Raw genomic sequence first — 13,032 nt, 5'->3', positions numbered from 1 at the left:
TTTGGTCATTTTAGAGTAAGGTGGTTAAGCATGCAGCCTGTTAATAAAAGAATTTATCTTCGGCGCCCAAGAGTGGAACGTGAATTTAATAACATGTCGTCCTATCCTTTGACCATCCTTCAGGCGGCCATGGGGTTTGGGAAGAGTTCATCCATCCAGGCCTACATGGCGGCCAGGAAGTATTCGCCCATTTATATCCCATTATCAGGCAGCTGCGGTTCCATTGCCTATTTCTGGGAGCGGCTTACCAGCCTGATTGAAAAGCGCAACCCAGGCCTGGGCAGCCGCCTTAAGAACCTGGGACTTCCCATGGACATGGCACAGCTGGCCAAAATCGTGAACCTTATCAGCGATACCCCGTTTGATACCCCGGTGTGGGTCATACTGGATGATTATCAGTTTATTGATGAGGCGGAGACGGCAAACCTGCTGACAGCCATTGTGGCGGAGAACATCCCCAACCTCCACATCATCCTTCTGACACGCAGCATCCGCGCCCTTCCGGTGACCGAGCTGCTGTCCAAGGGACTGTGCCATATCATTTCCCAGGACACCCTGCGGTTTAGGAAGCCTGAGATAAACCAGTATTTCCGTCTGCAGGACATGGAGGTGTCGGGAGAGAATACGGATAAGATATTCCGTTGGACCGGGGGATGGATTACAGGGATTTATCTGTTGAGCCAGAGACTTAAGAACGGGGAGATGACCCTTAGCAACGAGCCCTTGGAAGTGCTTTTGGAAAATAATTTCTATAAGACCTATTCTTCTGAGGTACAGAGCCTTCTGGAAGAATGTTCATTCCTGGACAGCTTCACATCGGAACAGGCTGTCTGCATCACAGGAAACGCAGATGCCCCCGGAATCCTCCGGGGACTTCTCACCAGCAATGCGCTGATTGTTTTTCATGAGGAATCATCCCATTATCAGATTACGGATATCTTTAAGGCGTTCCTGCAGAAGAAGGCAGAGAGTAAAGGCTGTGCAACGGCCCAGCTTTACATGAGGATGGCGGAATGGTTCATGGGGCATGGGAACCAGTTCCGTGCATACAATTATTTTTATCTTGCAGGGGATTATGACAGGATATTAAGGGATTTGGATTCAGACCGGAATCTGGATATCGGGGCCATCCAGTATCATATGATAAAAGAAATATTGGGGGAAATCACCCAGGACAAGGAATTCACCTATCCGCTGGCCATGCTCCGCTATCTGCGGGCCAGCCTGCTCTGGTCCCATGACCTGGTTGAGACCAAGAAGCTGATTGTACAGAAGCTTGAGACCATGGAGCGTTACTTTAAGCAGGCCGCCCTTCCTGTCCCAAGAAAGAGCAGGATCCTGGGGGAAATCCATAACACCTGGATATTCTGCGCATTTAATAATCCATACCAGATTGTGGAGCATGCGAAGAAGGCAGTGGGGTATTTTAATGGCCGCTATTCCTGTATTGTCAGCAACCGCACCGAGTTTACCTACGGCGCGCCAAGCATGCTATACACCTATTATACAACCCCGGGACACCTGACCGCGGACGCTTCCTTCATATCGGAAAATTATTCCTGGCTGGAGCGGGCCGTGCAGTACTGCGGACACGGATACCGTAACCTGATCCAGGCAGAGCTTTCCCTGGAAACCGGTGATTTTGACGCGGTCAGTCTGCCTGCCCGCAAATCAATCATTGAGTCCAGGATGTATAACCAGCTTTCCATTGAAATCTGCGCCGTGTTTGCCCTGGCAAGGCACGCCTTGATCAGCCAGGAGCCGGCAAAAGCCAGACAGCTCATGCAGGAACTGATGGACAACCGGGGGCTGGAGGAGCAGCCTGTGCTGAATACAACAGCTGAATTATGCCATGCATATATCAGCCTGCTTACAGGGAGGACCGATGAAGTCCCGGCCTGGCTGAGGAACACGGATAATGCACAGACAAACCTGATATTTGATGGGATTGGTTTTACGTATATTGTGGCCGGACGGCTGCTGATGATGGAGCAGGACCATATCCGGCTGGAAATCATGTGCCAGGAATACCAGAGGCGGTTCGATATCCATTCCTGCCAGTTTGGGTATATTTTCAACCATATCTACTGTTCCGTGGCAAAGCATCACCTTTATGGAAGGGAAGAGGGAATCAGGACCCTGCAGAAAGCCCTGGATATTGCATCCCAGGACGCGGTGTTCATGCCCTTCATTGAAAATGCAGGCTTTATCTCGGAATACCTGAAGGATGCACTGGAGACAGGGTCCTATCCGGAGGATTACAGGCATAAGCTTCTGTCCCTGTGCAGCAGCCAGCTTAAGGCCGGTCCGTCCCTGGCCCCGGGGAATCTTTTAACGGACAGGGAAAAAGAGGTCCTGTCCCTTCTGGCCCAGGGCCTTAAGCATGGGGAAATGGCGGAGCGGCTGTGTGTGTCGCTGCCCACCGTGCGTTACCACATCCAGAATATCTATAAGAAACTGTCGGTCAACAACCGGACCAACGCCATTGCAGAGGCTAAGAGGATGGGGATGCTGACTTAAGGGATGGAAAACATCAGCTGAAACGACATCAGCTGAAACAAAATCATTGGCAGACACCAAAACAGCGGATGCAGGGGCAAGCCTGCAGTCCGCTGTTTTGTATATCATGATTGCTTGCAAAAAACCTTAGTAATCGCCAACCTCTATGGCAATATTGGGTACTTCCCTGGTAAACTTCTTATTGATTTCCCTCTTTACGTACGTGGTGTGAAGGAGGTGGTGCGCTACCTCGCTTCCAGGCTGGCCCAGGTAAGCTGCATAAAGTTCCTTGATTGCAGGATTCTCATGGGACTTACGGATCGGGTTGGCGGAATCAATGTTATAAAGGACCTTTGCACGCAGGCCGCGGATATCCGTTGTGTTGCGCACATGTCCTGGCTGCTGGGGCTGTCCGCCGCCGTTTACACAGCCGCCCGGACATCCCATGATTTCGATGAAGTGGTAGTCAGCTTCGCCGGCTTTCACTTTTTCAAGCAGTTCCTTTGCATTGCCAAGGCCGGAAGCAACGGCAACCTTTACATCCATGCCGGCTACATTGTAGGTGGCTTCCTTGATTCCCTTTGTGCCGCGCACTTCCTCAAAATCCAGCTTAGGCAGTTCCTCGCCGGTCAATGTCTCAACGGCTGTCCTCAGAGCCGCCTCCATAACGCCTCCGGTTGCGCCGAAGATAACGGCCGCACCCGTGCCAAGACCCAGGGGATCGTCAAACTTCTCATCGGGAAGGTCTAAGAACCGGATACCGGCTTTCTTTATCATGCGGGCCAGCTCCCTTGTCGTGATGGAAATATCCACATCCGGTACGCCGTTGGCATCCTGATTCTCACGGCCAATCTCAAATTTCTTGGCCGTACATGGCATGACGCTTACGCTTACGATGTCCTTAGGGTCAATGCCGGCCTTCTCTGCATAGTAGGATTTGGCAATGGCGCCAAACATCTGCTGAGGAGACTTACAGGTGGAAAGATTCTCGGTCATATCCGGGAAATAGTGCTCACAGTATTTAACCCATCCTGGCGAGCAGGAGGTAATCATAGGAAGCACGCCGCCATTCTGTACACGGTCCAGGAACTCATGGGCCTCTTCCATGATGGTTAAGTCAGCGGAGAAATTGGTGTCAAATACCTTGTCAAAGCCAAGGCGGCGCAGTGCGGCAGCCATTTTGCCCTCCACGTCGGTACCGATTGGCAGGCCGAATTCCTCGCCCAGTCCTGCGCGTACGGCAGGAGCGGTCTGTACGATTACATGCTTGGACGGGTCTGCGATTGCTGCAAATACGTCCCCGGTGTAATCCTTTTCTGTCAGGGCGCCTGTAGGACATACGGCAATACACTGTCCGCAGGAAACGCAGGAGGTTTCCCCAAGACCCATCTCAAATGCGGAGCCGATATCAGTTGCAAACCCGCGGTGGTTGGCGCCGATTACGCCAATGCCCTGTACCTGGTCGCATACAGCCACACAGCGGCGGCACAGGATACATTTGCTGTTGTCACGGATCATGTGGGCAGCAGAGTAGTCAACCTCAGAGGGTGTCTTTTCACCGTCATAGTAAGCCTCGTCCTCAACACCCAGTTCATGGGCCAGCTCCTGAAGCTCGCAGTGTCCGCTGCGCACACAGGATAAGCAGGAGCGGTTGTGGTTGGATAACAGAAGCTGTAAGGTCTTTTTCCTGGAATCCAGAACTTTGGGTGTATTGGTAAATACTTCCATACCTTCCTCAACCGGATACACGCAGGAAGTTACCAGTTTTCCATTTTTTAATTCTACAATACAGATACGGCAGGCACCGATTTCGTTAATCTCCTTCAAGAAACACAGAGTAGGAATCTCGATATGTGCCAGTCTTGCTGCCTCCAGGATAGTGGAACCCCCCGGAGCGGTGACTGCAATGCCGTTGATTTTAAGATTAATTGTCTCCATCGTCTATTCCCTCCCTTATTATTTCTTGTAGATTGCGCCAAACTTACATTTTTCCATACAAGCGCCGCACTTGATACACTTGTTAAGGTCGATAACGTGCGGGTTCTTAACGCTTCCCACGATTGCACCTGCAGGACAGGTACGTGCGCACAGGGTACATCCGCGGCACTTGTCGCGGTCAATGACATAAGACAGGAGCGCCTTACATACGCCGGCCGGACAGCGTTTTTCCTTGATATGTGCCTCGTACTCGTCACGGAAGAAATGAAGGGTGGACAGTACAGGGTTGGGAGCGGTCTGGCCCAGACCGCACAGGGAGTTGGCCTTTACGTAGTGGCAGAGTTCTTCCAGCTTATCAAGGTCCTCCATCTCGGCAGTGCCCTTGGTAATCTTCTCCAGGATTTCCAGCATACGCTTTGTCCCGATACGGCATGCGGTACACTTGCCGCAGGATTCCTCAACCGTGAACTCCAGGAAGAACTTGGCAATATCCACCATACAGTCATCCTCATCCATGACAATCAGACCGCCGGAACCCATCATGGAACCGATGGAGAGCAGGTTGTCATAGTCAATGGGGATATCAAAGTGCTCTGCCGGGATACATCCGCCGGAAGGACCGCCGGTCTGGGCAGCCTTGAACTTCTTGCCGTTTGGGATGCCGCCGCCGATTTCCTCGATGACCGTGCGCAGTGTGGTTCCCATGGGAACTTCCACAAGACCTGTGTTGTTGATCTTGCCGCCCAGGGCGAATACCTTGGTACCCTTTGATTTCTCGGTACCCATGGAAGCAAACCACTCAGGTCCGTTAAGGATGATCTGAGGAATGTTTGCATAAGTCTCAACATTGTTTAAGATACTGGGCTTGCCGAACAGGCCCTTCTGTGCAGGGAACGGAGGCCTTGGCCTTGGCTCGCCGCGTTTGCCTTCAATGGATGTCATGAGGGCGGTTTCCTCGCCGCACACGAATGCGCCTGCGCCCAGACGGATATCCACATCAAAGTCAAATCCGGTCCCGAAAATGTTCTTGCCTAACAGTTCCATTTCACGGGCCTGCTGGATGGCAATATTCAGACGGTCCACTGCGATTGGGTACTCGGCGCGCACATAGACATAACCCTGGTTGGAGCCGATTGCATAACCTGCAATGGCCATTGCCTCAAGGAGCGCATGGGGGTCGCCTTCCAGGACGGAACGGTCCATGAATGCGCCCGGGTCGCCTTCGTCCGCATTACAGCAGACATACTTCTGGTCAGCATCATTCTGCTTACACAGTTTCCACTTTAATCCGGTTGGGAAACCTGCGCCGCCGCGGCCGCGAAGACCGGCGTCAAGCAGGGTCTGGATGACATCGTCAGGAGTCATTTCCGTTAAAACCTTACCAAGGGCCTGGTAGCCGCCGGTACCGATGTACTCCTCTATATTCTCCGGGTTGATGACACCGCAGTTACGCAGGGCGATACGGTGCTGCTTCTTGTAGAAATCAGTATCCCTTAATGCCTTGATGCCGCCGGCAGGGCTGACGGTTTCCTGGTAAAGAAGGCGTGTTACCACACGGCCCTTTAACAGGTGTTCGGAAACAATCTCAGGGATATCACCCGGCTGCACCATGGAATAGAAGGTGGCATCCGGATATACGATCATAATGGGACCTAAGGCGCAGAGTCCGTGGCATCCTGTTTCAACAACAGCCACTTCCTCTTCCAGTCCCTGTTTCTTGATTTCATTGTGCAGGGCTTCCATGATTTTTGGACTTCCAGAGGAAGTACAGCCGGTGCCGCCGCATACTAAGACGTGTGAACGATACATGGTACTTTCCTCCTTTATTATTTAAGGCCTGCTGCGCCCATGGTGTATTTCTCTACCGGGTGGCCGCCGATTAAATGGCGTTCAATCACCTCAAGGGCTTTGTCAGGGTTCATCTTAACATATGTAATTTTATCTTTGCCTGGCTCGATTACCTCCACGATCGGCTCGTACTGGCATAAGCCGATACAGCCTGTCTGGGTTACGGAAATCCGGTCGGTCAGTCCTCTGGACTGGACTTCCTGTGCCAGTGTATTCAGAACCGGTCTTGCGCCTGCCGCAATACCGCAGGTAGCCATGCCTACTACCACACGCGTATGGTTGTGGTCTTCGGCACGCAGGTTGACCTGGCTCTGCATTTTCTCTCTGATTGCCTGTAATTCAGCAAGAGTTTTCATGCGATTATCCTCCTAGATTATGAGTGGCTCATTATGAGCTCTTACATGGTTGTGGGGCATGGGTCCGGCTTAAAGCTGGACTCCGCCGTCTGTTTCCCGTTGATTCTCTTTCAGATATTCCAGTATGTAATCGGATATCTCGGGGGTATTAAAGGGGATTCCTCCCAGAATCTCCCGCATTTCCCGGATATCCAGCGTGAATGATGCATCATTATACGTATAGGTATAGACGAAATCTGTATCAGGATGGTACACAATCAGGTTATGTATGGTCAGATTCATATCACCCAGGGGCATCCTGTCTATATGGGACAGTCCGAAGACTGCTGTTACGGTGGTTCCCTTACCTGGTTCCGATTCAATATGGAAGCTGCCGCCCGTGCTTTCAGCGGCATATTTGAAAAATGGAATCCCAAGTCCTACTTTTCTTGTGGTCCTGGTGGTAAAGAAAGGGTCCGTTACATGGGCCACCTGTTCCTCTGTCATCCCGCAGCCGTCATCCGCTATGACAATGGTCAGCTTGTCATGAACCGTGTCAGCTGTCACCAGGATGGTGACGAGGGAAGCGCCTGCCCGTGTGGAATTCTCTGATACATCCAGTACATTCAGGGAAATCTCTGTCATCATAGGCTTAATTGTACTTTGCCAAGATGCCGGGTATATCGTCCACCGTAAGGCGTCCGTAAACCTCGCCGTTAATCATCATGACGGGAGCAAGTCCGCAGGCACCGACACATCGGCAGGAATCCAGGGAGAATTTGCCATCTGCTGTGCATTCACCGTTGGTGATGCCCAGCAATTCTTCCAGTTTACTGAAGATTTCGCCGGAACCTTTAACGTAACATGCTGTACCGAGACAGACAGATACCTTGTACTTGCCCTTTGGCTGTAGAGCGAACTGGGCATAAAATGTGGATACTCCGTAGACTTTTTCCAGCGGAATACCCATTTCGTCAGATATCATGGTCTGCACTTCGATAGGAAGATAACCATAAATGTCCTGGGCCTTCTGCATTACCGGCATCAGGGCGCCAGGCTGGTCCTTAAGCTGGGCAATCACTGATTTCAGTTCTGCCTCCTGCTCAGGTGTTCCCGCAAAGGGAACGGTTTGTTTTTTGCAAGCCATCTTTTTATTACCTCCTCATAGGTTGTACATTGTGCAATGTATCAATATTTTATCATGAAACACTAAAAAAATCTACCTTTAATGTGAAAAATCTAACGATAAAAAACATGTAAAAATTCGGAATTGTATTGAAAATCAACAAGATGGATGGTATGCTATATTGTATTAAATTGTATACAATTGTCTGGTGCCCCATCTGGTCAGAAACCATGCTGCCAGTATGGAGCACCTGGGTAACCATTCAAATTTTTCATGAGGAGAGGCAAGGTATGACGGTAAGGGATGCAAGGGACATTTTGGGAGCAAGGGTACTGGTAGGGGAAGAGTATCTGGACAGGGAAGTGAAGTCGGCCTGCGGCTCGGATATGATGAGCGATGTGCTGGCATTTTCCAAGGACCACTCCATCCTCCTCACAGGACTGTGCAATCCGCAGGTCATAAGGACAGCGGAAATGCTGGATATCGTGTGTCTTATATTCGTAAGGGGGAAGAAGCCGGATGAGGCCATGCTTGAGATGGCAAAGGACAGGGGGCTGGTGGTCATGGCCACGGGGCACCGGATGTTCTCTGCCTGCGGCATGCTCTATGAGGCCGGGCTGCACGGCGGGGCCATATAGCTGCCTGCATATTCCGGCGGGCCTCTGCCGGATTCCGTAAGATGCAGGGAAGCAGTATAATATAATGAATGAAGGGAACCGATTATGGAGGACGCAATTGTTTTAACATATGACATATCGGCTGATGATTTCACCAGGGCAGGTGAGGCAAGCAGTGATGTGAAACGGAAATTAAAGCAGATGGGTGTTGACCCTGAGGCTATCCGCAAGGTGGCCATTGCTATGTATGAGGGGGAAATCAACATGGTGATCCATGCAAAAGGGGGATTGATTACCGTGGAGATGACGCCTCAGCAGATTAAGATGATACTGGCGGACGTTGGTCCCGGTATCCCCGATGTGGAGCTGGCCATGCAGGCCGGATATTCCACGGCTCCGGATGAAATCCGCTCCCTGGGTTTTGGCGCTGGTATGGGACTTCCCAACATGAAGAAATATTCGGACGAGATGGAGATTGACACCAGGCTGGGAGAGGGAACCACCATTACCATGATAGTGAAGATATAAGGTATAAGCAAGGGAGTAGGTTGATATGGATAAATTTTACCATTCCGTGAGGCTGGACGAATCCCTGTGCAAGGGATGCATCAACTGCATCAAACGCTGTCCCACAGAGGCCATACGGGTGCGGGGAGGAAAAGCCAGCATTAACAATAAGTTCTGTATTGACTGCGGGGAATGCATCAGGGTCTGTCCGCATCACGCAAAGCTTGCCACCTATGACAAGATGGATGTGATGAAACAGTATGAATACACGGTGGCCCTTCCGGCGCCGTCCCTTTACAGCCAGTTCAACAATCTGGATGATGTGAATATCGTGCTTAACGCCCTGGTGAAGATGGGATTTGACGATGTGTTCGAGGTGAGCGCGGCAGCGGAACTGGTGAGCGAGGCCACCAGGCAATACATATCCGAGCATGAGGGGCAGCTGCCGCTTATCAGCACCGCCTGTCCGTCCGTGGTGCGTCTGATCCGGGTACGGTTCCCCAACCTGATTCCCCATCTCCTGCCCCTGAACCCGCCGGTGGAGGTGGCGGGTATCCTGGCGGCGGAGAAGGCCATGAAGGACACGGGGCTTCCCAGGGAGAAGATTGGGATTATGTTCATTTCCCCATGCCCGTCCAAGGTGACCTATGTCAAGTCGCCTTTGGGAACCGAAAAAAGCCAGGTGGACCATGTGCTGGCCATCAAGGATGTCTATCCAAAGCTTCTGGCCTGTATGAAGGCAGTGGCAGGGGAGGATTATCCTGTCATCGGGACTTCGGGGAAGATCGGCATCAGCTGGGGACACAGCGGCGGGGAAGCCAGCGGCCTGTTCACGGAGAATTATCTGGCTGCGGACGGGATTGAGAATGTTATCCGCGTACTGGAGGACATGGAGGATCAGAAGTTCACCAACCTGCGGTTCGTGGAGCTGAACGCATGCAACGGCGGGTGCGTGGGCGGCGTGCTGACCGTGGAGAACCCATATGTGGCAGAGGTGAAATTAAAACGCCTGCGCAAGTACATGCCGGTGGCCAGGAGCCATATGCATGACAGCGAGGAGCGGCTGATTAAGTGGACTACCGGGGTTGAGTATGAGCCTGTATTTAATTTAGGAAACAACATGATGGAGAGTTTCTCCAGGCTGAACCAGGTGGAGCGGCTGATGAAGAAGTTCCCGGGGCTGGACTGCGGTTCCTGCGGCGCGCCTACCTGTAAGGCGCTGGCAGAGGATATTGTCAGGGGCAATGCCTGTGAGACGGACTGTGTCTACTATCTGAGGGAAAACCTGCACAAGCTGTCCGAGGAGGTATCGGTACTGGCAGATGACCTCCACGCAGGGGACAGGGGCGGTCAGGAAACCCTGCGTATCCTGAAGGAATATATACAGAGGATATCAGATGAGATGTCCCTGCTGGACAAAAAGGACGAGGAGGAGGATTCACTGTGACGGTACGGGGATTGATGGAACAGGGGATATTTAAAGTAGTGAACCAGGGGGATGGCCTGAATCGGGAGATAACCACGCCTTTCTGCTGCGACCTTTTGAGCATTGCCATGGGCCGGGCGCCTGCCGGATGTGCATGGGTGACGGTCATGGGTAATATGAATACCCTGGCAGTGGCCGCGCTGACGGATGCGGCCTGCGTGATCCTGGCGGAAGGAGCGGTCCTGGATGAGGTGGCAAAGAAGAAGGCGGCGGACCAGGAGATAACCGTGATGTCCACGGATATGCCTATCTTTGAGGCGGCCCTTAAGATATATGGGCTGCTGGGCAATGACTGCCCGGATGGAGAGGCCGTGGCCTGCGCGTCTTCGGATGACACTCCTGGGGCAGGTGATCCGCGGCAATGACGGGCCTGACCTATGACCTTCATATCCATTCCTGTCTGTCGCCCTGCGGGGATGATGATATGACGCCTGCCAATATTGCAGGCATGGCTGCCCTTAAGGGGCTGGAGGCCGTGGCCCTGACCGACCATAATACCTGCCGCAACTGTCCTGCCTTCATGGCTGCGGCCAGGGAATACGGCGTGCTGGCAGTGCCGGGCATGGAAATCAATACGTCTGAGGAAGTCCATGCAGTGTGCCTGTTTCCCAATCTGGAGGCGGCGCTCTGTTTTGATTCCTATGTCTATGGGAAGCTGATACGGTTTCCTAATAACGAAGCCATTTTCGGTAAGCAGCAGATATACAATGAACAGGATCAGGTGTGCGGCACAGAGCCCAACCTTCTGATAAATGCCACGGAAATTTCTTTTGACGGACTGTGGGAACTGGTGCGCTCTTACGGCGGCGTCATGTTCCCGGCCCATGTGGATAAGACGGCCAACAGCCTGATTGCAAACCTGGGCTTCATTCCTCCGGACAGCAGGTTCCGGACAGCTGAGGTGAAGGATTTAAAAAAGCTGCATCAACTGCAAAAGGATAACCCGTATCTGGATAAGTGCAGGATTATCAGTAACTCGGATGCCCATTATCTGGAGCATATGAATGAGCCGGAACTGACGCTGCAGGTGGAGGAGAAGACGGTTCAGGGGATTATTGACGCGCTGCTGGACGGGGCAGGATGAATCATGTCAGGCCCAACAGGGTTGCCTGCAAATATTTTCTGATAAATTTCTTGACAATTTATACAGTCAGTGTTATTCTATCACTATAGAAGGTACAAAAAAATGTATATTCAACCAGCAGGATTCCTGCTGGTTATGGTCAAAGGTTACCAAAGGGGTGGGCTTACAGTATGAAGATGGATGCCAGTCAGGTTTTATATCAAAAAAAAGGTGTTACCATCAGCAAGCTGGCCCTGAACCTGCTCTCCAAGGATGTGGGGGACCGTATTGCGCCCATCTCCTATTACCAGGAGGAGTTCCAGGTATCCAGGGGAACCATGCAGAATGCCTTTAATTACCTTAAGGACATTGGGGCGGTGACGCTGGCACACCATGGACATCAGGGAACATACATAGAAGCCCTGGATTACGTGAAGCTTCAGGAGAACTGCCTGCAGCAGGAAATCATGGGCATCATGCCGCTGCCCTATTCCCAGACCTACGAGGGGTTTGCCACGGCCATCTATGAGCAGTTAAAGAAGCTTAAATTCAACATGGCCTATGCAAGAGGGGCTGTGGGCAGGATTCAGCTGGTGGAATCAGGGACCTACCAGTTTGCCATTGTATCCCAGTACGCGGCGGAGCACGCCATTTCCTACGGAAGGAATATTGAGTGCCTGATGAACTTCGGGGCGGGCAGCTTCCTGTCCAAGCATATCCTTTTGCTTCGGGACCAGAAGGCAGAGGGAATCATGGATGGCATGAAAGTGGCCTATGATGAGGATTCCCTGGACCAGAGCCGTATTACCAGGAACCTGATTAAGGATAAGAAGGTACATCTGGTGGATATCAGGACCCAGCAGACAATCTCATCACTTTTGGACGGGACCATTGACGCAGGTGTGTGGAACTATGATGATATAATTGAGAACCACCGTCTGGATGACCTGAAGATTGTGTTCCTGGCAGAGGATCAGTATAATAACATGTTTTCCACCGCGGTGATGGTGATTAAGAAAGGGAATGAAAATCTGGCAGAACTGCTGATGAAGTATATCAGTGTGGAGGGTACGCTAAAGATTCTTGGAGAGGTAAGGGACGGTATCAGGCGGCCGTATTTCTAAAATAACAAAGCTGAAATTAAAAAGGAAGCTATATTGAGGAATATGAAGAGCGCATTGTCCGCTCTTTCATATATAATTGAAAGTACAAAAAAATGTATATTCAAAAAAGGGGGAAAGGAATGGATAGGATGGCTGAAGTTAAGGAGAGGCTTAAAATCATGGAGGATGCGGGGATGATTTCCTGCGGGGTGTCCGAATTCTGCATGATGGCGGCGGGACTGATTTTAGCAGAACACCCAGGCGCAGATTCGGATAAACTGAATATGCTGATTACCCATCTGGCATTGGCAGGGGAAAGAATGGAGAAAGGAGATACAGGAGAGATGCAAATCAGCCAGGAGGTTTTGGACACAGTAAAGGAGGAACGGGTTTATCCGCAGGCATGTGGAATCAGCCGGAAAATTTTAGAATGCACAACGCTGAAATTCACACAAGCGGAAACCGACTTTTTGACAGTCCATCTGTGTAATATATTAATGTAAATCCATT

13 protein-coding genes are annotated in these 13,032 nt (G+C 51.5%); 8 read left to right on the top strand and 5 right to left on the bottom strand.

Annotated elements, in window-relative coordinates; genetic code table 11:
• Positions 1-72: 72 nt before the first annotated feature.
• The gene (locus DWX59_RS01380) at positions 73-2,520 is read left to right on the top strand and encodes a helix-turn-helix transcriptional regulator (RefSeq protein ID WP_166460144.1); all 2,448 of its coding nucleotides are present in this window, start codon (positions 73-75) and stop codon (positions 2,518-2,520) included.
• A 126-nt stretch (positions 2,521-2,646) separates the two neighbouring features.
• Here DWX59_RS01380 and DWX59_RS01375 read toward each other — a convergent pair whose 3' ends face one another.
• The 5 genes from DWX59_RS01375 to DWX59_RS01355 all read right to left on the bottom strand — a co-directional run bounded on the left by DWX59_RS01375 (position 2,647) and on the right by DWX59_RS01355 (position 7,767).
• Positions 2,647-4,437, bottom strand: a complete 1,791-nt coding sequence (locus DWX59_RS01375; protein WP_117555582.1) for an NADH-dependent [FeFe] hydrogenase, group A6 — start codon at positions 4,435-4,437, stop codon at positions 2,647-2,649.
• Positions 4,438-4,455: 18 nt separating this feature from the next.
• Positions 4,456-6,246 (bottom strand): NADH-quinone oxidoreductase subunit NuoF, encoded by a 1,791-nt coding sequence (nuoF, locus tag DWX59_RS01370; RefSeq protein WP_117555580.1) that lies wholly within the window; start codon positions 6,244-6,246, stop codon positions 4,456-4,458.
• 17 nt (positions 6,247-6,263) lie between these two features.
• Entirely contained in the window at positions 6,264-6,641 is a 378-nt protein-coding gene (locus tag DWX59_RS01365) for a (2Fe-2S) ferredoxin domain-containing protein (RefSeq protein ID WP_117555578.1), read from the bottom strand.
• Between the two features lie 69 nt (positions 6,642-6,710).
• On the bottom strand, positions 6,711-7,268 hold the full coding sequence (locus tag DWX59_RS01360; RefSeq protein ID WP_117555576.1) for a sensor histidine kinase: 558 nt from the start codon (positions 7,266-7,268) through the stop codon (positions 6,711-6,713).
• A gap of 4 nt (positions 7,269-7,272) precedes the next feature.
• The gene (locus DWX59_RS01355) at positions 7,273-7,767 is read right to left on the bottom strand and encodes an NADH-quinone oxidoreductase subunit NuoE family protein (protein ID WP_008718801.1); all 495 of its coding nucleotides are present in this window, start codon (positions 7,765-7,767) and stop codon (positions 7,273-7,275) included.
• A 269-nt stretch (positions 7,768-8,036) separates the two neighbouring features.
• On the opposite strand from DWX59_RS01355, the gene DWX59_RS01350 reads away from it, so the two are divergent.
• The 7 genes from DWX59_RS01350 to DWX59_RS01320 all read left to right on the top strand — a co-directional run bounded on the left by DWX59_RS01350 (position 8,037) and on the right by DWX59_RS01320 (position 13,025).
• Positions 8,037-8,384 carry a DRTGG domain-containing protein gene (locus tag DWX59_RS01350; RefSeq protein ID WP_117555574.1) on the top strand — a complete coding sequence of 116 codons (348 nt, stop codon included), beginning with the start codon at positions 8,037-8,039 and terminating at the stop codon, positions 8,382-8,384.
• Between the two features lie 84 nt (positions 8,385-8,468).
• On the top strand, positions 8,469-8,891 hold the full coding sequence (locus tag DWX59_RS01345; protein ID WP_117555572.1) for an ATP-binding protein: 423 nt from the start codon (positions 8,469-8,471) through the stop codon (positions 8,889-8,891).
• A 25-nt stretch (positions 8,892-8,916) separates the two neighbouring features.
• The gene (locus DWX59_RS01340; RefSeq protein ID WP_117555570.1) at positions 8,917-10,317 is read left to right on the top strand and encodes a [Fe-Fe] hydrogenase large subunit C-terminal domain-containing protein; all 1,401 of its coding nucleotides are present in this window, start codon (positions 8,917-8,919) and stop codon (positions 10,315-10,317) included.
• 14 nt (positions 10,318-10,331) lie between these two features.
• The gene (locus DWX59_RS01335; protein ID WP_180215731.1) at positions 10,332-10,721 is read left to right on the top strand and encodes a hypothetical protein; all 390 of its coding nucleotides are present in this window, start codon (positions 10,332-10,334) and stop codon (positions 10,719-10,721) included.
• Positions 10,718-11,440, top strand: a complete 723-nt coding sequence (locus DWX59_RS01330; protein ID WP_117555565.1) for a PHP domain-containing protein — start codon at positions 10,718-10,720, stop codon at positions 11,438-11,440. Before DWX59_RS01335 ends, DWX59_RS01330 begins: the two co-directional genes overlap by 4 nt.
• A 170-nt stretch (positions 11,441-11,610) precedes the next feature.
• Complete coding sequence (yhfZ, locus tag DWX59_RS01325) at positions 11,611-12,543, top strand: GntR family transcriptional regulator YhfZ (RefSeq protein ID WP_117555563.1); 933 nt, start codon at positions 11,611-11,613, stop codon at positions 12,541-12,543.
• 119 nt (positions 12,544-12,662) lie between these two features.
• Entirely contained in the window at positions 12,663-13,025 is a 363-nt protein-coding gene (locus DWX59_RS01320; protein WP_165642541.1) for a PRD domain-containing protein, read from the top strand.
• The last annotated feature ends 7 nt before the right edge of the window (positions 13,026-13,032 follow it).

The organism is Enterocloster aldenensis (assembly GCF_003434055.1).
Classification (GTDB): Bacteria; Bacillota; Clostridia; order Lachnospirales; family Lachnospiraceae; genus Enterocloster; species Enterocloster aldenensis.
This window is presented reverse-complemented; position numbering and strand designations above follow the sequence as displayed.